Genomic DNA, 20,508 nt, shown 5'->3' on the forward strand with positions numbered 1-20,508 from the left:
TCTCCACTTTAAGATAATATCCAGCTCCAGCGGCTAGAATGGTCGGTGGCTTCGCGTCTTCCTACGAGGTAAAAAGCACCTCTACGTCAGAAGCTCCATCCCCCTCCCATTCTGAACGAGCCGCGTGCGCTTTAAGGTGATATCCAGCTCCAGCGGCTAGAATCTCCGGTCATTTTGCTCTCTCGCATGAAGCAAAAAGCGCTTCAGGGTCGAGAGCTCCAATGCCCTGCGATTTTGAACGAGCCGTCTCCACTTTAAGATAATATCCAGTTCCGGTGGCTAGCTCTTCGCATCTAAGAACCTTCCGCCCAAAAGGTAAAAAGCACCTTTAGGGCGAAAGAACCTTAGCTGGTCAGAGCTGAGCGAGCCACCTCCACTTTAAATTTAATATCCAGCTCCAGCGGCTAGAATGGTCGGTGGCTTCGCGTCTTCCTACGAGGCAAAAAGCGCCTCTACGTCAGAAGCTCCATCCCCCTCCCATTCTGAACGAGCCGCTTGCGCTTTTAAAATTAAAAAGACAAAAACAGGTAGTTGCAAAATGAAGTTAGCCTTGTTATAATTTCATCATATGTGTTTCATCAATATAGTTGTGTATGCAGCTGAAGATGAAAAACTCTGTTTCGAAAATGATTCAGGGCGGAAGGAGATGAAAAGAATGAAAGCAGGAATTCACCCAGATTACAAGAAAGTTGTATTCATGGACACAAACACAGGCTTCAAATTCTTAAGCGGATCTACTAAAGGATCTAACGAAACTGTTGAGTGGGAAGATGGTAACACTTATCCATTACTAAAAGTTGAGATCAGTTCTGATTCTCACCCATTCTACACTGGACGTCAGAAGTTTGCTACTGCAGACGGACGCGTTGACCGCTTCAATAAGAAATACGGTCTTAAGTAATAAAAACATAAAACAGGCAAGTGTATGTATTCGCTTGTCTGTTTTTTTTGCGAAAATATTATACCTTTACCCTACTTTTAACTGAAAAGTAGATGAAAGGAGAGCTTCATGTACTTAATAAATCAAAATGGCTGGATTGAAGTGATTTGCGGTAGTATGTTTTCTGGCAAGTCAGAAGAGCTAATCCGCCGTGTGCGCCGTACGCAATTTGCAAAACAACATGCAATTGTATTTAAACCATGTATTGATAATCGATATAGTGAAGAAGATGTAGTATCACATAACGGATTAAAGGTAAAAGCAGTTCCTGTTTCAGCTTCAAAGGATATATTTGAACATATTACAGAAGAGCTGGATGTTATTGCAATCGATGAGGTGCAATTTTTTGATGGGGACATTGTGGAAGTGGTGCAAGTATTGGCAAATCGTGGCTATCGTGTCATTGTAGCTGGTTTAGACCAAGATTTCCGTGGTCTACCATTTGGACAAGTTCCTCAGCTGATGGCGATTGCTGAACATGTGACAAAACTACAAGCAGTATGTTCTGTATGTGGATCTCCAGCAAGTCGTACACAACGATTAATTGATGGAGAACCAGCGGCATTTGATGATCCAATTATTTTAGTTGGAGCTTCAGAAACGTATGAACCGCGTTGTCGTCATTGTCATGCAGTACCTGCAAACAAAGATAAGTAAAACTCGCTGCGCAAGGCGGGTTTTTTTCAAAATAGAGAGAATGAGCGGTGTGAGCCGCTTCCGCTTTTAAATATATCTAGTTCTGGTGGCTAGCTCTTCGCATCTAAGAACCTTCCGCCCAAAAGGTAAAAAGCACCTTTAGGTCGAAAGAACCTTAGCTGGTCAGAGCTGAAAGAGCCACCGCCACTTTTAAATATAATTTGCGTTTTTTTGAGTAAGTACCATATACTATTTGTATTAGATACTAGGATGTAGAGGTGAATGATGTGTTAGATCGTTTGCAAGCTGTAGAAAATCGTTATGAGAAGTTAAATGAATTGTTAAGTGATCCAGCGATTATTAGTGATTCAAATAAGCTTCGTGAATATTCAAAGGAACAGTCTGATATACAGGAAACGGTAGAGGTGTATCGTGAGTATAAGGATGTTCGTGAGCAATTAAAAGATGCGAAAGCAATGTTAGAAGATAAGTTAGACGCAGAAATGCGTGAAATGGTAAAAGAAGAAGTTTCTGAGTTAGAATCACAAGATAAAACATTATCAGAGCGTCTGAAAATTTTACTTGTTCCAAAAGACCCTAATGATGATAAGAACGTTATCGTTGAGGTTCGTGGAGCTGCTGGTGGAGACGAGGCAGCTTTATTTGCTGGTGACTTATACCGTATGTATAGCCGTTACGCTGAGGTACAGGGCTGGAAAACGGAGATTATTGAGGCTAGCTATACAGAGTTAGGTGGATATAAAGAGATTATCTTTATGATTAATGGTAAAGGTGCTTTCGCGAAGCTGAAATTCGAGAATGGTGCTCACCGTGTACAACGTGTTCCTGAAACGGAATCTGGTGGACGTATTCATACATCTACAGCAACTGTAGCTGTATTACCAGAGGCAGAAGAAGTAGAAATTGATATTCACGAGAAAGATGTTCGTGTTGATACATTCGCTTCTAGTGGACCTGGTGGACAGAGCGTTAATACAACGATGTCAGCGGTGCGTTTAACGCATTTACCGACTGGTGTAGTTGTATCTTGTCAGGATGAGAAATCACAGATCAAGAATAAAGAAAAAGCGATGAAAGTATTACGCGCACGTGTTTATGATAAGTTTAGACAAGAAGCGCAAGCTGAGTATGATCAAAACCGTAAACAAGCTGTTGGTACGGGAGATCGTTCAGAGCGTATTCGTACGTATAACTTCCCGCAAAACCGTGTTACAGACCATCGAATCGGTTTAACGATTCAAAAGCTAGATCAAATCTTACAAGGTAAGTTAGATGATTTCATCAATGCCTTAGTGATGGAAGATCAGGCTCAAAAGATGGAGGCAGCTGAGTAATGCGTGTCTATGAAGCCCTGAAATGGGCTTCTTCTTTTTTACAGGAAAATGGACGAGATGAAAATGCGGGAGAAATTGTCCTTTGTCATGTATTAAAGGTGAACAGAACAGGATTACTTATGAATATGCGTGAAGAAATAACTGAGGATCAAGAGAAAAGCTTTACGGAGTTTATCCACAAGCATGTAGAAGGTATTCCTATTCAATATATGATTGGTTATGAAATGTTTTATGGACGGTCTTTCTTTGTGAATGAAGAAGTATTAATACCAAGACCGGAAACAGAAGAGCTTATAGTGGGAGTATTAGAAAGAATCGAGCGCCATTTTGGTGATGAGAAACTACATGTAGCAGATATAGGTACAGGTAGTGGAGCGATTTCTATTACGCTTGCTTTAGAAAATGAAAATCTTCATGTGTATACAGTAGATATTGCACAAGAGTCGATTGAAGTTGCAAAAGAAAATGCAAAAGCTTTAGGTGCAGAAGTAACGTTCTATCACGGTGATTTATTGTCACCATTTCATAAAACGGGTCAAAAGCTAGATGTTGTTGTTTCAAATCCTCCATATATACCGGAAGAGGATTGGCGTGGTCTTTCTCCTGTTGTGAAAGAGCATGAGCCGAAGAGAGCACTTGTTGGTGGTGAAGACGGATTAGATTTCTATCGCCGTTTTATGGAAGAATTGCCGAATGTGTTGCAGAAGAAAGCGATTGTGGCGTTTGAAATTGGAGTAGGACAAGGTGGGGATGTAAAAAGATTGTTACAACAAGCTTTTCCACATGCTCATGTTGAGGTTGTTTTCGATATTAACGGAAAAGATCGTATGGTATTTGCAGAGATGGAGTAAGGTTCACACCTTACTCTATTTTTTTGTGGAAAAATTCATATAGATTTTGAATTTAATAGTTTAGAAAGATGAAAGTCTGTCCACACTGTTTGTAGAAGGGACGGTGGAGGAAATGAAAAAACAAGTTATTGCTTATCTTCTTATACTATTAATTGGTGCACAGTTACTTGTGCAGTTTGGATATATGAAAGCTGATGCGAAAGGGCCTTCAGTTATTCCGAAAGAGGCCGTTCGATTAAGAATTTTAGCAAATAGTGATTCAGATAAAGACCAGGCATTAAAGCGTAAAGTGCGTGATGAAGTAAAAGCACAAATTGATGGATGGGTAGCGGATTTAACTTCATTTGAAGAGGCACGCAAAGTAATTCAAAGTCATATTCCAGAAATCGAGAAAACGGTGGAAAATACGTTAAAAAGAGAAGGAAGTAAAGATTCATTTCAAGTGAAATTTAGTAAGAATGTAAAGTTTCCTACAAAGGTATACGGGAATTTTATTTATCCAGCAGGAGAATATGAAGCAGTATTAATCACAATTGGAGAAGGTGAAGGGGCGAACTGGTGGTGTGTATTATTTCCACCAATGTGTTTCTTAGATTTTTCGAGTGGGACAGCTGTAAGAAAAGAAGAGCACGTTGTAAAGGCGGAATCTCCTGAAGAGGAGCAGGTGAAACAACTAGATGAGGAAGTAATAGATAAAGAAGAGAAGAAAGTAGATAAGGTAAAAGAAACGAAAGCTGTAAAGCAGGAAGTAGTAAAAAAAGTAACAGCTTCTGAAAAGAAAGTAGTAAAAAATGAAACAAAAGTCGAAGAGCAGCCTGTAAGTAAAGAAGAAATAAAAACTGTGGAAAAAGTGGAGAAACCTGTGGAGAAAAAACAAGAAAAACAAAATGAGTATGTAAAAGTAGAAGAGGAAGAAGAAAAGCCAGAAGTTAAATTGTTTATTGTAGAAGCTTTTACATCTTTATTCTCTAAATAGTACTATTAATAAATCCCTCTTCATATATAAAAATGAGGAGGGATTTATTATGAAGAAAGTGTATTTTGCTACGAAAGCAGATGTGGAAAGATTACATTCTTTTTTCGGACAAGCTAATAAAAAAGATGATAAAATAAATGAGTTGTACGCACAATTTATGATTTTGGAAGAGGCGGAAGAAATACGAGCTGTAATTGGTTATGAACAAAGTGGGGAAGATGTGCTTATTCGTTCTTGTTTATTCACACCTCATGTGGATAAACAGACTTTCTTATATTTTTTTGAAATGTTTTTGCAGTATATGAAAGAAAAAAGTGTTCAACAATTGTACTTACTAACAAATCATCCACAATCTGTACCGATCTTTCAGTTTTTTGACTTTTTTACTATAGAAAAGGATGAGGTTCCAGAGGGAATTCAACAACTAGAACATTTTTGTAAAAATATAAAAGAGCAGAATGCAATAATACTAAATTGTCAGCTATTCACAAAGTTATCCACGGATTAATTAGGTTTATCCACATTTTGTGGATAAACCTTGTTTGTCTTTTGGATAAATCTCATAGTAAACTAAAAATATACAAGTATTTAAGGGTAGAAAAGGACGTGGAAAAAAATGCATACAAACATGTGGGTTGTGGATAATGTTGTGGAAAGAAAAAAATATTATCCACAGTTACAAGAAGCAGCAAAATTATTAAGAGAAAATGAGGCGGTGGCTTTCCCTACGGAAACAGTATATGGGTTAGGTGCAAATGCGATGGATGATGAAGCAATCGCGAAAATTTTCGAAGCGAAAGGAAGACCGAGTGATAATCCACTCATTGTCCATATAGGTACAAAATCTCAGTTAGATGGGATTGTGAAAGAAATTCCACCAGTTGCAGAGAAGTTAATGGCGCATTTTTGGCCAGGACCATTAACAATTATTTTGCCGAGAAAAGAAGGGATTTCAGAGAAGGTGACGGCAGGACTTAATACGGTTGGAGTAAGGATGCCTGATCATCCAATTGCACTTGCTCTTATTGAAGAGGCGAATGTACCTGTTGCAGCACCAAGTGCGAATCGTTCAGGGCGTCCAAGTCCAACATTAGCTTCTCACGTATATGAAGATTTGAATGGGAAGATTGCAGGTATTGTTGATGGTGGTGCAACTGGAGTAGGCGTTGAATCAACTGTAATTGATTGTACAAGCGCGGTTCCAACAATATTACGTCCAGGTGGGATTACGAAAGAACAATTAGAAGCGGTGATAGGTACTGTTTCTTTAGATCCAGCTTTAAAGGATGAGAAGGAAAAACCGAAATCGCCTGGAATGAAATACACACATTATGCGCCGAAAGCACCACTTAGTATTGTTGAGGGTTCACGTGAGTTTATTCAGCATCTTGTGGATGAGAAAAAGGAAGAAGGATTTAAAGTAGGCGTATTAACGACAGAAGAGTATCAGCATGTATATAGTGCAGATGTTATATTATCTTGTGGTGTTAGAAGTGACTTAGCTAGTGTTGCGACTAAATTATATGATGTACTTAGAACATTTGATGCAAGTGAAGTGGATGTTATTTTTAGTGAGTCATTCCCTAATGAAGGAATAGGAAATGCAATTATGAATCGTTTAACAAAAGCGGCAGGACATCATATTATTATTGAATGATAAGGTAAGATTAGCAAACAGAATATTTCTCCTTGGATAAGCATATTGTGAAGTAGCACGTCCAAGGAGGGGCATGAATGACGTTTGAACAGCTAATACCTTTAATAATTATGGCATTCGCCTTAGGGATGGATGCGTTCTCGGTGAGTCTTGGTATGGGGATGATACCCCTAAAGTTAAGACAAATCCTGTATATTGGTATGACGATAGGGATATTTCATATTATTATGCCGTTTATAGGAATGGTACTAGGTCGTTTTTTATCAGAGAAGTATGGAGATATCGCACATTTTGCGGGTGCTATTTTATTAATCGGACTAGGGTTTTATATCGTATATTCGAGCATTTTACAAAATGAAGAGACTAGAACAGCCCCTATTGGAATTAGTTTATTCGTATTTGCATTTGGCGTCAGTATAGATAGTTTCTCAGTAGGACTTAGTCTTGGTATTTATGGAGCACAAACAATTATTACGATTTTACTTTTTGGATTTGTTAGCATGTTATTAGCGTGGATGGGTTTATTAATTGGGAGACATGCGAAAGATATGCTCGGTACATATGGTGAGATAGTAGGTGGTATCATTTTAGTTGGGTTTGGATTATATATCCTTTTTCCTATATAATTTTATGTAGGAGGGAATTATGAACAAGCTATTGGAATGGTATGTTAAATTTTTAACCTTCTATCCTCGATGGCTAAGAAGACTTATAATTTGGGGTATTATTTTGCAAATTTCGATGTTAGGTTGGATTAAGTTAATTCGTGAATGGTGAGATAGTTCCTTTCTGTGAATATTTTGTTTGTACTATATTTATTGCGCTAAAAATTACAGATATAGAAAGGATGAGATGAATGACGAGATTGAAGCAAGTTTTTGGTATTATTATTAGTTTTTTTGTTTTTTGGTTTAGTATGCTCGGTGTACAAATGTTTGCTGAGTTTTTAGATATTGAGTCATTGAAATTTGTTGCGGGAAAGACTGAGGCGGCGCGTGCCTTTTACTCTCCGTACCCGTTTTTAATTGTTTTTCTTATTACATTGCTTTCCCTATACTTCTTCGTAATTAAGCTAGGGAAGCCGAAAAAAGAGAAAATGCCTACTTTAGAGGAAAAGAAGGAAGAATTACAATGATAAAATCCCCTGCTAAAAAGCAGGGGATTTTATATTTGAGTGATGGGAGGAATCTAGCCGCCTTGCTTTTAAATATATCCAGCTCCAGCGGCTAGAATGGTCGGTGGCTTCGCGTCTTCCTGCGAGGCAAAAAGCGCCTCTACGTCAGAAGCTCCATCCCCCTCCCATTCTGAACGAGCCGCTTCCACTTTTAGATATTATCCAGTTCCAGTGGCCAGCTCTTCGCATCTAAGAACCTCCCGCACGAAAGGTAAAAAGCACCTTTTGTGCGAGAGAACCTTAGCTGGTCAGAGCTAAACGGGCCACTTCCACTTTTAAAGATTATCCAGCTTCAGCGGCTAGAATCTCCGGTCATTTCGCTCTCTCGCATGAAGCAAAAAGCGCTTCAAGGTCGAGAGCTTGAAGTGCCCTGCGATTCTGAACGAGCCGCTTCCGCTTTTAGATATTATCCAGTTCCAGTGGCCAGCTCTTCGCATCTAAGAACCTCCCGCACGAAAGGTAAAAAGCACCTTTTGTGCGAGAGAACCTTAGCTGGTCAGAGCTAAACGGGCCACTTCCACTTTTAAACTGGCCTAACCAATTCAAATTGTTCTCCTAATTTTGCATAGTTGTGTCCTGCTAGGCGGCTTATTGGTTTGAGTCCTTCGGCGTGAATGCGCCCTTTTTCATATAGATGTTCGGCAACGTGGAAACGAACGACGCGTCCAATTAGTAGATCACAAGCTGGTGAGTCTTCCGTTCCGCCAAGTGGAATTGCACGTTCTAATACGCATTCCATTCGAATATTTGCTTCTTTTACACCTGGAACAGAGATGACTTCACTTTCGATTGGTGTTAGTTTTGCTAGTTCAATTTCACTTTCATTTGGCGGGAGGTTAGCTGCTGTTTCGTTAATTGCTGCTACATATGATTCGTCAGAAATATGTACGACAAATTCTCCTTTTTCAATTGCGTTTCGGGAAGTGTCCTTTCTTTCTCCGGCTTTTCGTTGTACAGATACTGAGATAAGTGGTGGATTAGCAGCGACAATATTGAAATAACTATATGGTGCTCCGTTTAGTACGCCTTCTTTTGTTACAGAAGTAACGAATGCGACAGGACGAGGGATGATACTTCCAGTAAGTAATTTGTAATTATCTTTTTCAGTTTGTTCATTTGGATTAATGGATAACATGCTTGTAATCCCCTTTCTAAATATGAATACTTATTGTTTGTTTACAAGATAACGATGAGAAAATCCTGCTGGAAATAATATTTTGTTTCATAAAAAGAACTTACTTCAATTGTAATGAAGTAAGTTCTTTTTTCAAGAATCTCAAATTTGAGATAAAAATTAAAGTAAAACGTATGCGCCAGGTCCGATTAAAGCTACACCAACAGCGACAGCGATTAACATTAAGTTATATTCATATCCGTTTTGTGTTACCCAGTAACCATTTTTTCCGTGAACAGTGAAGATAGCCATTAACATTGTTCCAACGATAAATAATGAACCAACTACAATGAAAATACCTGATGCAAATAAGAAACCACCTAGTAATTCAGTTGCGCCAGCCATAAATGCCATAAATACACCAGGACGTAAACCGATTGACTCCATCCAGCCACCTGTTCCTTTTAAACCGTAACCGCCGAACCAACCAAATAATTTTTGAGCGCCATGACCCATGAATGTAATTCCTATAATAAGACGAATAATAAGTAGACCGAAATCCATCATTTTTAAAAACCTCCTAAAAGTTATTAACTTACCTTACGTAAGTAATAATAAAATAGTTACTTACTTTAGTCAAGTGTATTTTGAAAAAAGTTTGAATTAAATTTTACAAATTAACAACAAAAAATAAAATGTAGTAAAGACCTCTAGACAAGTTGGGCAAAAAAAGAGAAAATATGAATAGAAGTTAACTTCTAATTGTTATTCAGACAATCAGAATTGACTGGAATTTTGTGAAGCGCTACAATAAGAGTCTATTAGTAATGACGTAATTTATTTCGAAAGCGTTTTTACAGTATAATATTCGAAGTATGAAGTCTTACATGTATCCCGAGCTTTACTAGGGATTGCCCTATAAACTTTTAGGTAAATTATAAGGAGGACTATCCTATGTTTAAAAAATTATTCGGTCTTGGTTCAAAAACAAATGAAGAAACAATCGTAGCTCCATTAACTGGAGCAGTGAAAAATATTGAAGAAGTACCAGATCCAGTATTTGCTGGTCGTATGATGGGTGACGGTGTTGCAATCGATCCTACTGAAGGTGTAGTTGTATCTCCAGTTGATGGTGAAATCGTACAATTATTCCACACAAAACATGCTATCGGAATTAAAGCGAAAAACGGTACAGAAATTTTAATCCACGTTGGATTAGAAACTGTAAAAATGGAAGGCGAAGGTTTCGAAGCTCACGTTTCTGAAGGCCAAGCTGTAAAAGCTGGAGATAAATTAATCTCATTCGACTTAGAATTAATCCGTGAAAAAGCGAAAAGCACAATTACTCCAATTGTTATTACAAACACAGATGCAGCTGAGTCTATTAAGACAACTGTAGGCGTAGCAGCTACAAAAGGTTCAACAGAAGTAATGAAAGTTACAATGAAATAATTGCAATATAAGAGGAATCCGTTTCGTATGAAATGGATTCCTTATTTTTGTTGCATGTTCAGCATGTATGTTAAAATACTCTAGGCACTTGGAAATAGGGTTTCACATATATGTGGATAAGGCGCATTTTTCTTAGAAAAAATATAAGAGAAATGCGCCTTTTGTATATTCACATTTCTTTTGTTCTATTCTAATGTAAGTTATGATGAATGGTAAGAAATCGAATATAGGGGTGGGTTTGAATGAAACGAGTGTTATTTGTTTGTACTGGCAATACATGTCGTAGTCCAATGGCTGAGGCGTTGCTTCGTCATCACGGAGGAGATAAGTTTGAAGTGCAATCTGCTGGTGTTTTCGCCTATCCTGGGAGCGATGCATCGGTACATGCGAAGGAAGCTTTAGCTGAAAAAGGAATTTTAATTGATCATGCGGCGCAGCAAATAAATGAAACTTTGCTTGATTGGGCTGATATTGTCGTAACGATGACAGAAAACCATAAGCAAATTGTACTTGGGCATTATCCGAGCGTTGAAAAGAAATTAAATACGTTATATGGATTAACTGAAGGTATAGGCAAGGACATTTCAGATCCATTTGGAGGCTCGCTTTCTATTTATAAAGAAACGTTAGATGAGATGGAAAAACTTGTACAAACTTTACTGAAAAAACATTCAGTAGGTTGATGTTTCGTGTATAATACGATATTGGAGATCACTTCTTCCTATGTGAGGTAGCGAGTGTGAAATGAAGATAATTGATTGAAACTTTGGAGGGGTAAAAATGAAAGTAGTAATAGCATCTGATCACGGCGGTATGAATATCCGCAAAGAACTTGTAAGTTTATTAGAAGAGTTAAATATTGAATATATTGATTTAGGTTGTGAATGTGAAGCTGGTTCTGTTGATTACCCTGACTTTGCGTTTCCAGCAGCTGAAATGGTAGCGAATGGTGAAGTAGATCGTGGTATTTTAGTTTGTGGGACAGGCATTGGTATGTCAATCGCAGCAAACAAAGTAAATGGTATCCGTTGTGCGTTAGTTCATGATACTTTCAGCGCGAAAGCAACGAGAGAGCATAATGACACTAATATGCTAGCGATGGGTGAGCGTGTAATTGGTGCTGGTCTAGCGCGTGATATCGCGAAAATCTGGTTAACAACTGACTATGAAGGTGGTCGTCACGAAAACCGCGTAGGAAAAATTAAAACATACGAAACAAAGTAATAGATTCTAACTATCAGTAGTGTGAAATATAATTTGGTGAACCAACCTGTGAAAGGAAGAGGCGTAATGACAGAAATCGTAAAGGTAAGAGAACAGCTACAAATGTCGCTTTCTGATTTCCAAGAACAAGCTTCATTACAAAGCGGTCAAATTTTTGTAGTGGGTTGTAGCACGAGCGAAGTGCTAGGCGAAAGAATTGGAACATCAGGAACGATGGAAGTAGCAGAGGCGATTTTCTCTGAGTTAAAACAATTTCAAGAGCAAACAGGTATTGAATTAGCGTTTCAATGTTGTGAGCATTTAAACCGTGCTTTAGTAGTTGAGAGAGAAGTAGCGATAAAATATCAATTTGAAATTGTAACAGTTACGCCTGTTAGATCAGCAGGTGGTGCATTGGGGACATACGCGTATCACAATTTGAAAGATCCGGTAGTAGTTGAGTTTATTAAAGCTGATGCAGGAATGGATATTGGTGATACATTTATCGGTATGCATTTAAAGCATGTAGCTGTTCCGGTTCGTACAAGTGTGAAGGCAATTGGAAGTGCGCATGTAACGATGGCCAAAACACGTGGAAAACTAATTGGTGGAGCGCGTGCTGTCTATGCGGCAGTGGAAGAGACTATCACTTGCCGTTAAATATGAGAAATTAGGAAGTCATATAGTAACTGTTTATCATAAGATAAAAGGTATGTTGTCTGACTTTATAATAGAAGAAAGAAAAGACCGATTTTCGGTCTTTTTTTTCTTTTATGATATAGAAAGTCATGTTAGAATGTAGTTGAAAACATGAAGGTTCGAAAGAATTACAACCTGAATTTTCGTTTTTTCTGAATAAATAAGAAAAAACTGTTGGGAATCGATGTAATTCGTTCAGAAAAGGGGGATTTTGGTGGATCATTTAAAACGTCAAGATGAAAAGGTATTTGCTGCAATTGAGGCAGAACTAGGAAGACAGCGTTCAAAGATTGAGTTAATTGCTTCGGAAAACTTCGTAAGTGAAGCAGTAATGGAGGCACAAGGTTCTGTTTTAACGAATAAGTATGCTGAAGGATATCCTGGAAAACGTTACTATGGTGGCTGTGAACACGTAGACGTAGTAGAAGATATCGCACGTGATCGCGTGAAAGAAATTTTCGGCGCAGAGCACGTAAATGTTCAACCACACTCTGGTGCACAAGCGAACATGGCAGTATACTTTACGATTTTAGAGCAAGGCGATACAGTACTTGGTATGAACTTATCTCATGGTGGTCACTTAACACACGGAAGCCCTGTTAACTTCAGTGGAGTACAATATAATTTCGTAGAATATGGCGTGGATGCTGACTCTCACCGTATTAATTACGATGATGTATTAGCAAAAGCGAAAGAACATAAACCAAAATTAATCGTTGCAGGTGCAAGTGCATACCCTCGTGTTATCGATTTCAAGCGATTCCGTGAGATTGCAGATGAAGTGGGCGCTTATTTAATGGTTGATATGGCACATATCGCTGGTTTAGTAGCTGCTGGTTTACACCCAAATCCAGTACCACATGCACATTTCGTTACAACGACAACACATAAAACGTTACGTGGTCCGCGTGGTGGTATGATTTTATGTGAAGAGCAATTTGCAAAACAAATTGATAAATCAATCTTCCCTGGTATTCAAGGTGGTCCACTTATGCACGTAATCGCTGCAAAAGCTGTTGCATTTGGTGAAGCACTTCAAGATGATTTCAAAACATATGCACAAAATATCATTAACAATGCGAACCGCTTAGCTGAAGGTCTTCAAAAAGAAGGACTTACACTTGTTTCTGGCGGAACAGACAATCACTTAATCTTGATTGATGTTCGTAACTTAGAAATCACAGGTAAAGTAGCAGAGCACGTATTAGATGAAGTTGGTATTACAGTGAACAAAAATACAATTCCATTTGAAACAGCAAGCCCATTTGTAACAAGTGGTGTACGTATCGGTACAGCAGCTGTAACATCTCGTGGTTTCGGTTTAGAAGAAATGGATGAAATTGCGTCACTTATTGCTTATACATTAAAAAATCATGAAAATGAAGTTGCATTAGAAGAAGTACGTAAGCGTGTAGAAGCGTTAACTAGCAAATTCACAATGTATCCAAATCTATAATAGATTGAAGAAGACTGCCGAGACTTAATTGTTTTGGCGGTCTTTTTTGTGGACATATATTATTTTTAAAGTATGTATACAAATGATGAATAAATTTTGGCGATATAATGAAGGATACAGCTCCCATAATTGGTAAAGATACTAGATAGATTCATCGTAAAATCATGATTTTGCCAAATTTGCCCTTGAATATTAGTAGCGTTTTCTTTACAATCGTAAATAGTGTAAAAAAGCGTGCAAACGCATGAATATCATCTAAAGGAGAGATTCACATGGGAAAACTGTATGTATTTGATCACCCGTTAATTCAACATAAGATTACATATATTCGCGATAAGAATACAGGTACGAAAGATTTTCGTGAATTAGTGGACGAAGTAGCAAGTTTAATGGCTTTCGAAATTACTCGCGACCTTCCACTTAAGGACATTGAAATTGAAACACCTGTAAGCAAAGCGACAACAAAAGTGATCGCTGGTAAAAAACTTGGTTTAATTCCGATTTTACGTGCAGGTTTAGGAATGGTTGATGGAATTCTGAAATTAATTCCAGCAGCAAAAGTAGGACACGTTGGTTTATACCGTGACCCTAAAACATTGCAACCGGTAGAATACTATGTGAAACTTCCAACGGATGTAGAAGAGCGTGACTTTATCGTACTAGATCCGATGCTAGCAACAGGTGGTTCTGCGGCTGAAGCAATTAACTCTCTGAAAAAGCGCGGTGCGAAACAAATTAAATTAATGTGTATCGTTGCAGCTCCAGAAGGGGTAAAAGTAGTACAAGAAGAACATCCTGATGTTGATATTTATGTAGCAGCATTAGATGAGAAATTAAATGACCACGGATATGTAGTACCAGGTCTTGGTGATGCTGGTGACCGTTTATTCGGAACGAAGTAAGACAACTGACGAGCAGGGGAGATTCCCCAGCTCGTCTTTTTTGTTGTAAGCAAGTAGGGGAGGGGGAGAGGATAAATATACATCGTATATACAACATAAGTTGCATACACCTCACATATAATATAGAAGTCTTACGTCTGAGGAACACTATATTATGGAAGAAAAGCGTTATATCTCGAAAATATAATAGTGACAAACTTGTGAACATTTCCTTCTATTATAAAGAGAAAACTGTTAGAAATTGCATATATGTAACCAGTATTTAGAAGGGGAACGTTTTCATTTTTGGGAGGAAATGCCTAATACTCAAATTTTTAGATTTTTTACGATTTCTCGTTGACACTGTTAATACCCTATTGTATGCTAACAACGGGGATAGATGGTAGGGCTTTCAGTGACAAAATTACATCTATTCCGTGACGAAAATGTAAACTTTTTGTTTTGTATAGGATTTATGCAAAAAAATGAGTTATTATTAACACATCGTGAATGAGGGTTACATATTGGAGGGATGAATCCTTGCAAAAAAACGATCGCAGCCATATAAAAGCTTATGCTTTAATGTCAGGTATTCTTGCTCAATTAGTCGGTTCTATTCTTGTTGGAATCTTTGGTGGGCAGTGGATTGATAATAAGGTTGGAACGTTTCCGTTGTTTCTTATTATAGGGTTATTACTCGGACTAGGAACAGGGGTATACGCAATGATTCGACTCATTCGACATTACTATTCGGGAGAGCAATGATGATAGACGTACATGGACTTGTCCAAAGACAAAAGAAATATATGTACTACTTGCTTGCGCTTCTAGTGCTAGGATGGGGATTTACCTCTTACAAGGATGTATTTCTTGGACTGATTATCGGGACGATTTTCAGTTTTCTTAGTTTGCGCATCATTGCACGTAGAACAGACAAGCTGCTAGATCGCGTAACAAATGGAGAAAACGTGAAGTTCAAGGCAACAGCGGTAAGTACATATTCGAGATTCGCCACGATTGGGTTATTAATTTTATTTGCAGCCAAATATCAAGAGTTAATCGCGATGTGGGGCCTAGGTGTAGGATTGCTGACAGGATACCTTGTCATGATCATAGATTTTCTTTATTTAGAGTATAAGAGCAGGGAAGAGAGGTGAATTACTAGTGGAACACGGTAAATTAGTTGAATTTCTAGGTTTAACGTTCGATTTGTCATCAGTTATGATGGTTACTGTAGCAGCAGTTATTGTTTTCTTAATCGCTGTTATCGGAACTCGCAGCTTAGCTCTTCGCCCAACCGGGATGCAAAACTTCATGGAATGGGTGTTTGACTTCGTGAAAGGGATTATCAATAGTACGATGGACTGGAAAACAGGTGGACGTTTCTTAACGCTTGGCGTTACGCTTATCATGTTTATCATCGTATCGAACTTCCTTGGTTTACCATTCATGTATTCAGCAACTGAAGCTGGCGAACATATTGCATGGTGGAGATCACCAACGTCTGATCCAGCAGTTACATTAACATTAGCCGTGATGGTAGTTACCCTCACCCATTATTATGGAATTAAGATGAAGGGTACGAAAGAGTACGTAAAAGGTTATTTCCAACCTATGAAATTCTTATTCCCATTAAAGGTTATTGAGGAGTTTGCTAACACATTAACGTTAGGTCTTCGTTTATTTGGTAACATTTATGCAGGTGAGATCTTATTAGGATTACTTGCTAAGTTGGGCGGAGCATCAGTCCTTGGGGCATTAGGTGCGCTTGTACCAATGTTAGCATGGATGGGATTCAGTGTATTCGTTGGATCAATCCAAGCATTTATTTTCGTTATGTTAACGATGGTTTATATGGCTCATAAAGTAAGCCATGACCATTAATATAATTTAAGTAAGAAAAAATTTATTTTTTTATAATACAAAGGAGGACAAATTAAATGAGTTTAGGTGTAATCGCAGCTGCAATTGCAATTGGTTTATCAGCATTAGGTGCAGGTATTGGTAACGGTCTTATCGTATCACGTACAATCGAAGGTGTTGCTCGTCAACCAGAATTAAAAGGCGCACTTCAAACAATTATGTTCATCGGGGTTGCTTTAGTTGAGGCACTTCCAATCATCGGTGTAGTTATTGCATTCATCGTAATGAACAAATAAGGGAGACTCCCCTTACATAGATGGCGAAGAGTGTTTTTCCGAACTTTCTTCGCCATTGCTTTATGAATGAAACGTATGTCTTTTTTTTTCATATGATCAATTTAGATATTTTGAAGGGAGTGAATCCTTGTGCCAACTTTATTATTAGGTGCTGCCATTCCATTTGGAACGATTGCTTATACATTGTTCATTTTCTTACTTCTATTAGTAATGCTACGCAAATTTGCGTGGGGTCCTTTAATGGGAATTATGAAAGAACGTGAAGAGCATGTTACTAATGAAATCGACGCTGCAGAAAGAAGTAATGCTGAGGCGAAGAAATTAGTAGAAGAACAACGTGAAATGTTAAAACAATCACGTGTTGAAGCACAAGAGTTAATCGAAAGAGCGAAAAAGCAAGCTGTAGATCAAAAAGATGTTATTGTTGCTGCTGCGAAAGAAGAAGCAGAATCAATTAAAGCATCTGCTGTACAAGAAATTCAACGCGAAAAAGAGCAAGCAATTGCTGCTTTACAAGAACAAGTTGCTTCTTTATCTGTTCAAATTGCTTCTAAAGTAATTGAAAAAGAGTTAAAAGAAGAAGATCAAGTGAAGTTAATTCGCGATTATATTAAAGAAGTAGGAGAAGCGCGATGAGCAATGGGATTGTAGCAAAACGTTATGCTGTCGCTCTTTTTAAAATTGCTAAAGAAAAACACGTATTAGAAATGTTTGAAGAGGAATTACGCCTTGTACAAAACGTTTATGTAAAGAACGGAGAACTACATAGCTTTTTAACGCAACCGAACATTTCAAAGGAACAAAAGAAAACGTTTCTTGCAAACGTATTCGGATCTGTTTCTGAATCTATTTTAAATACGTTATATATTTTAATTGATAACAAACGCATTGATATCTTACCTGAAATTGCAGATGAATATGTTGTTCTTGCTAATGAAGAACGTAACGTAGCGGATGCAACTGTATATTCTACTCGTCTTCTATCAGAAGAAGAGAAGCTTAACATTGCTGAAGCATTTGCAAAGAGAACGGGAAAAGATGCAATTCGCGTGAAAAATGTTGTAGATGAAGATTTACTAGGCGGAATTAAAGTACGTATTGGAAATCGCATTTATGACGGAAGTTTACAAGGAAAATTAGCACGTATTCAGCGTGAATTAATGAAGAATAGATAGGGGTGAAGCACATGAGCATCAGAGCTGAAGAAATTAGCGCACTGATAAAGCAACAAATCGAGAACTATCAGTCTGAAATCGAAGTTAGTGATGTTGGTACAGTTATCCAAGTTGGTGACGGTATCGCGCGTGCTCATGGTCTTGATAACGTTATGGCTGGTGAACTTGTAGAGTTCTCTAATGGCGTTATGGGACTAGCACAAAACTTAGAGGAAAACAACGTAGGTATTATCATTTTAGGACCTTACACAGAAATTCGTGAAGGTGACGAAGTTCGTCGTACTGGTCGCATCATGCAAGTACCGGTAGGAAAAGAACTAATTGGTCGTGTTGTAAACCCATTAGGTCAACCAGTTGATGGTTTAGGCCCAATCAATACAACAAACACTCGTCCAATCGAAAGTCCAGCACCAGGTGTAATGGATCGTAAATCTGTTCATGAGCCACTTCAAACAGGTATTAAAGCGATCGATGCTCTTGTACCAATTGGCCGTGGTCAACGTGAGTTAATCATTGGTGACCGTCAAACTGGTAAAACAGCAGTTGCACTTGATACAATCATTAACCAAAAAGATGAAGACATGATTTGTATCTACGTAGCAATTGGACAAAAAGAATCAACTGTACGTAACGTAGTAGAAACACTACGTAAGCACGGTGCATTAGAGTACACAATCGTTGTAACTGCATCTGCTTCTCAACCAGCTCCATTATTATACCTAGCTCCTTACGCTGGTGTAACAATGGGTGAAGAGTTCATGTACAATGGTAAACACGTATTAGTAGTATATGATGACTTATCAAAACAAGCAGCGGCTTACCGTGAGCTGTCATTACTATTACGTCGTCCTCCAGGTCGTGAAGCTTACCCAGGGGATGTATTCTACTTACATTCTCGCTTATTAGAGCGTGCAGCAAAATTAAGTGATGCAAAAGGCGGCGGTTCTTTAACTGCACTACCTTTCATCGAAACACAAGCAGGGGACGTATCAGCATACATCCCAACAAACGTAATTTCTATTACGGATGGACAAATCTTCTTACAATCTGACCTATTCTTCTCTGGCGTACGTCCAGCGATCGATGCGGGTACTTCTGTATCTCGTGTAGGTGGATCTGCTCAGATTAAAGCAATGAGTAAAGTATCAGGTACACTTCGTCTTGACCTTGCATCTTACCGTGAGTTAGAAGCGTTCGCTCAGTTCGGTTCTGACCTTGATAAAGCAACTCAAGCGAAATTAAACCGTGGTGCTCGTACTGTTGAGGTATTAAAACAAGGATTACACAAACCATTACGTGTAGAGAAACAAGTTATCATTCTTTACGCTTTAACACGTGGATTCCTAGATGATATCCCAGTAGTAGATATCACTCGTTTTGAAGAAGAATTCCATGCTTGGTTAGATTCTAATGCGACTGACTTATTAGAAGAAATCCGCACAACTAAGAAACTTGCGGATGACGACAAATTTGCAGCAGCAATCAATGGATTTAAAAAAGTATTTGTAGCTTCTGAATAATAAAAGCGGAAGCGGCTCGTTGTGAATGTGAGGGGGATGGAGCTTCTGACGAAGAGGCGGTGTTTGCCTCGTAGGAAGAAGTGAAGCCACCGAGCATTCAAGCCGCTGGAGCTAGATAGTATATATAAAAGGCATCTCGGGCTCTGAGATTGCTAAAGGTCATGTAAAGGAAAAGAGTAGGTGCACCTATTCTTTTCCTTCAATCATGAGCAAGAATATCTTGCAACGTAGATTAGGAAGAGGATTCTTACTAATCGTGCCAACTTCCGGAAAAAAGGTGGTGAAAACCTGTGGCATCTTTACGCGATATAAAAGCGAAGATTAACTCGACAAAGAAAACGAGTCAAATTACGAAAGCGATGGAGATGGTATCTGCATCTAAGTTAAACCGTGCAGAGCAAAATGCTAAATCTTTCGTTCCGTATATGGAAAAGATTCAAGAAGTAGTAGCGAGCATTGCGCAAGGAAGCAAAGGGATTAATCATCCAATGCTAAATGCGCGTCCTGTAAAGCGTACAGGATACATCGTTATTACGTCTGATCGCGGACTAGCAGGTGGTTATAACAGTAACGTATTACGTACAGTAAGTAACGTAATTCGTGAACGTCATAATATGGATTCAAACCAATATTCTATTATTGTGCTTGGACGACTAGGACGTGATTATTTAAAACGTCGCGGCTTTAACATTATTGATGAAGTAGTTGGATTATCTGACCACCCATCATTTACTGATATTAAAGACCTTGCTTCTCGAGCAATTGCGATGTTTGCAGATGGTGCTTATGATGAGCTGTACATTTACTACAACCATTACGTAAGTAAAATTTCACAAGAGGTAACGGAAAATAAAATTTTACCGCTTACTGATGTGGCGTCTGACAAACCGACGACAGCTTATGAATTCGAACCTTCTGAAGAAGAAATTTTAAAAGTACTATTGCCACAATACGCAGAAAGCTTAGTGTACGGTGCATTACTAGACGGTAAAGCAAGTGAACACGCAGCGCGTATGACAGCAATGAAGAGTGCTACAGACAACGCAATGGAAGTTATCGATTCACTTACACTTTCATTCAACCGTGCGCGTCAGGCAGCGATTACGCAAGAAATTACGGAAATCGTTGGTGGAGCAGCAGCGTTAGAATAGTATTAAAAAGCGGAAGCGGCTCTGTCAAAAGAGTCGCGTAAGCTATAAACCAATAAAAAATTAAAAGCTAGCTGCTCGTAGAAAGTTGGCTAATTAAAAGAAAGCTAGG

The 20,508-nt window shown here is 38.4% G+C and carries 27 protein-coding genes; 25 read left to right on the forward strand and 2 right to left on the reverse strand.

The window, feature by feature from the left end; genetic code table 11:
• Positions 1-655: 655 nt before the first annotated feature.
• The 10 genes from HFD78_RS16870 to HFD78_RS16910 all read left to right on the forward strand — a co-directional run bounded on the left by HFD78_RS16870 (position 656) and on the right by HFD78_RS16910 (position 7,550).
• The gene (locus HFD78_RS16870; protein WP_000643433.1) at positions 656-901 is read left to right on the forward strand and encodes a type B 50S ribosomal protein L31; all 246 of its coding nucleotides are present in this window, start codon (positions 656-658) and stop codon (positions 899-901) included.
• Positions 902-1,009: 108 nt separating this feature from the next.
• A complete protein-coding gene (locus HFD78_RS16875; protein ID WP_000280860.1) occupies positions 1,010-1,597 on the forward strand; it encodes a thymidine kinase in 588 nt (195 codons plus the stop codon).
• Between the two features lie 266 nt (positions 1,598-1,863).
• Positions 1,864-2,931, forward strand: a complete 1,068-nt coding sequence (prfA, locus tag HFD78_RS16880; protein WP_000887064.1) for a peptide chain release factor 1 — start codon at positions 1,864-1,866, stop codon at positions 2,929-2,931.
• On the forward strand, positions 2,931-3,782 hold the full coding sequence (gene prmC / locus HFD78_RS16885; protein ID WP_001267056.1) for a peptide chain release factor N(5)-glutamine methyltransferase: 852 nt from the start codon (positions 2,931-2,933) through the stop codon (positions 3,780-3,782). Before prfA ends, prmC begins: the two co-directional genes overlap by 1 nt.
• A gap of 112 nt (positions 3,783-3,894) precedes the next feature.
• Positions 3,895-4,758 (forward strand): stage II sporulation protein R, encoded by an 864-nt coding sequence (spoIIR, locus tag HFD78_RS16890; protein WP_000745063.1) that lies wholly within the window; start codon positions 3,895-3,897, stop codon positions 4,756-4,758.
• A 49-nt stretch (positions 4,759-4,807) separates the two neighbouring features.
• Complete coding sequence (locus HFD78_RS16895) at positions 4,808-5,266, forward strand: GNAT family N-acetyltransferase (protein WP_000758437.1); 459 nt, start codon at positions 4,808-4,810, stop codon at positions 5,264-5,266.
• 108 nt (positions 5,267-5,374) lie between these two features.
• Complete coding sequence (locus HFD78_RS16900; protein WP_000557351.1) at positions 5,375-6,415, forward strand: L-threonylcarbamoyladenylate synthase; 1,041 nt, start codon at positions 5,375-5,377, stop codon at positions 6,413-6,415.
• Positions 6,416-6,492: 77 nt separating this feature from the next.
• The gene (locus tag HFD78_RS16905; RefSeq protein ID WP_000142463.1) at positions 6,493-7,041 is read left to right on the forward strand and encodes a manganese efflux pump MntP; all 549 of its coding nucleotides are present in this window, start codon (positions 6,493-6,495) and stop codon (positions 7,039-7,041) included.
• A 19-nt stretch (positions 7,042-7,060) separates the two neighbouring features.
• On the forward strand, positions 7,061-7,192 hold the full coding sequence (locus tag HFD78_RS29820) for a hypothetical protein (protein ID WP_001037636.1): 132 nt from the start codon (positions 7,061-7,063) through the stop codon (positions 7,190-7,192).
• 79 nt (positions 7,193-7,271) lie between these two features.
• Positions 7,272-7,550, forward strand: coding sequence for a DUF3935 domain-containing protein (locus tag HFD78_RS16910; protein ID WP_000197472.1), 279 nt, complete (start codon positions 7,272-7,274; stop codon positions 7,548-7,550).
• Positions 7,551-8,112: 562 nt separating this feature from the next.
• Here the strand turns inward: HFD78_RS16910 and HFD78_RS16915 are convergent.
• On the reverse strand, positions 8,113-8,724 hold the full coding sequence (locus tag HFD78_RS16915) for a flavin reductase family protein (protein ID WP_000949055.1): 612 nt from the start codon (positions 8,722-8,724) through the stop codon (positions 8,113-8,115).
• Between the two features lie 159 nt (positions 8,725-8,883).
• Positions 8,884-9,270 carry a DoxX family protein gene (locus HFD78_RS16920; RefSeq protein WP_000968616.1) on the reverse strand — a complete coding sequence of 129 codons (387 nt, stop codon included), beginning with the start codon at positions 9,268-9,270 and terminating at the stop codon, positions 8,884-8,886.
• A 387-nt stretch (positions 9,271-9,657) separates the two neighbouring features.
• Here HFD78_RS16920 and HFD78_RS16925 point away from each other — a divergent pair, with 387 nt between their 5' ends.
• From HFD78_RS16925 to atpG, 15 genes are all read left to right on the forward strand, one after another.
• Positions 9,658-10,155: a PTS sugar transporter subunit IIA gene (locus HFD78_RS16925; protein ID WP_000473665.1), complete on the forward strand. Its 498-nt coding sequence runs from the start codon at positions 9,658-9,660 to the stop codon at positions 10,153-10,155.
• Positions 10,156-10,397: 242 nt separating this feature from the next.
• Positions 10,398-10,838 carry a low molecular weight protein arginine phosphatase gene (locus tag HFD78_RS16930; protein WP_000832368.1) on the forward strand — a complete coding sequence of 147 codons (441 nt, stop codon included), beginning with the start codon at positions 10,398-10,400 and terminating at the stop codon, positions 10,836-10,838.
• A gap of 97 nt (positions 10,839-10,935) precedes the next feature.
• The gene (rpiB, locus tag HFD78_RS16935; RefSeq protein WP_000869542.1) at positions 10,936-11,379 is read left to right on the forward strand and encodes a ribose 5-phosphate isomerase B; all 444 of its coding nucleotides are present in this window, start codon (positions 10,936-10,938) and stop codon (positions 11,377-11,379) included.
• Positions 11,380-11,445: 66 nt separating this feature from the next.
• Positions 11,446-12,018, forward strand: coding sequence for a TIGR01440 family protein (locus HFD78_RS16940; RefSeq protein WP_000136375.1), 573 nt, complete (start codon positions 11,446-11,448; stop codon positions 12,016-12,018).
• A gap of 253 nt (positions 12,019-12,271) precedes the next feature.
• Positions 12,272-13,513, forward strand: coding sequence for a serine hydroxymethyltransferase (gene glyA, locus HFD78_RS16945; RefSeq protein ID WP_000349809.1), 1,242 nt, complete (start codon positions 12,272-12,274; stop codon positions 13,511-13,513).
• A 272-nt stretch (positions 13,514-13,785) separates the two neighbouring features.
• Positions 13,786-14,415, forward strand: a complete 630-nt coding sequence (upp, locus tag HFD78_RS16950; protein WP_000517539.1) for a uracil phosphoribosyltransferase — start codon at positions 13,786-13,788, stop codon at positions 14,413-14,415.
• 379 nt (positions 14,416-14,794) lie between these two features.
• Complete coding sequence (locus HFD78_RS16955) at positions 14,795-14,908, forward strand: DUF4024 domain-containing protein (RefSeq protein ID WP_000232962.1); 114 nt, start codon at positions 14,795-14,797, stop codon at positions 14,906-14,908.
• A gap of 26 nt (positions 14,909-14,934) precedes the next feature.
• Positions 14,935-15,159, forward strand: coding sequence for an AtpZ/AtpI family protein (locus tag HFD78_RS16960; protein ID WP_001171223.1), 225 nt, complete (start codon positions 14,935-14,937; stop codon positions 15,157-15,159).
• A complete protein-coding gene (locus HFD78_RS16965) occupies positions 15,159-15,551 on the forward strand; it encodes an ATP synthase subunit I (RefSeq protein ID WP_000567600.1) in 393 nt (130 codons plus the stop codon). The genes HFD78_RS16960 and HFD78_RS16965 overlap by 1 nt, the downstream gene beginning before the upstream one ends.
• A 7-nt stretch (positions 15,552-15,558) precedes the next feature.
• Positions 15,559-16,278, forward strand: a complete 720-nt coding sequence (gene atpB / locus HFD78_RS16970; protein ID WP_000399871.1) for a F0F1 ATP synthase subunit A — start codon at positions 15,559-15,561, stop codon at positions 16,276-16,278.
• Positions 16,279-16,334: 56 nt separating this feature from the next.
• Positions 16,335-16,553, forward strand: a complete 219-nt coding sequence (gene atpE / locus HFD78_RS16975) for a F0F1 ATP synthase subunit C (RefSeq protein ID WP_000052064.1) — start codon at positions 16,335-16,337, stop codon at positions 16,551-16,553.
• A gap of 129 nt (positions 16,554-16,682) precedes the next feature.
• Positions 16,683-17,189, forward strand: coding sequence for a F0F1 ATP synthase subunit B (gene atpF / locus HFD78_RS16980; RefSeq protein ID WP_001142618.1), 507 nt, complete (start codon positions 16,683-16,685; stop codon positions 17,187-17,189).
• Positions 17,186-17,728 (forward strand): F0F1 ATP synthase subunit delta, encoded by a 543-nt coding sequence (atpH, locus tag HFD78_RS16985; RefSeq protein WP_000064683.1) that lies wholly within the window; start codon positions 17,186-17,188, stop codon positions 17,726-17,728. Before atpF ends, atpH begins: the two co-directional genes overlap by 4 nt.
• 11 nt (positions 17,729-17,739) lie before the next feature.
• Positions 17,740-19,248, forward strand: a complete 1,509-nt coding sequence (gene atpA, locus HFD78_RS16990; RefSeq protein ID WP_000027518.1) for a F0F1 ATP synthase subunit alpha — start codon at positions 17,740-17,742, stop codon at positions 19,246-19,248.
• Between the two features lie 290 nt (positions 19,249-19,538).
• The gene (gene atpG / locus HFD78_RS16995) at positions 19,539-20,399 is read left to right on the forward strand and encodes a F0F1 ATP synthase subunit gamma (RefSeq protein WP_000157696.1); all 861 of its coding nucleotides are present in this window, start codon (positions 19,539-19,541) and stop codon (positions 20,397-20,399) included.
• Positions 20,400-20,508 lie beyond the last annotated feature (109 nt).

It is taken from the genome of Bacillus sp. EKM501B (genome assembly GCF_011800505.1).
In the GTDB taxonomy this organism is placed as follows: domain Bacteria; phylum Bacillota; class Bacilli; order Bacillales; family Bacillaceae_G; genus Bacillus_A; species Bacillus_A cereus.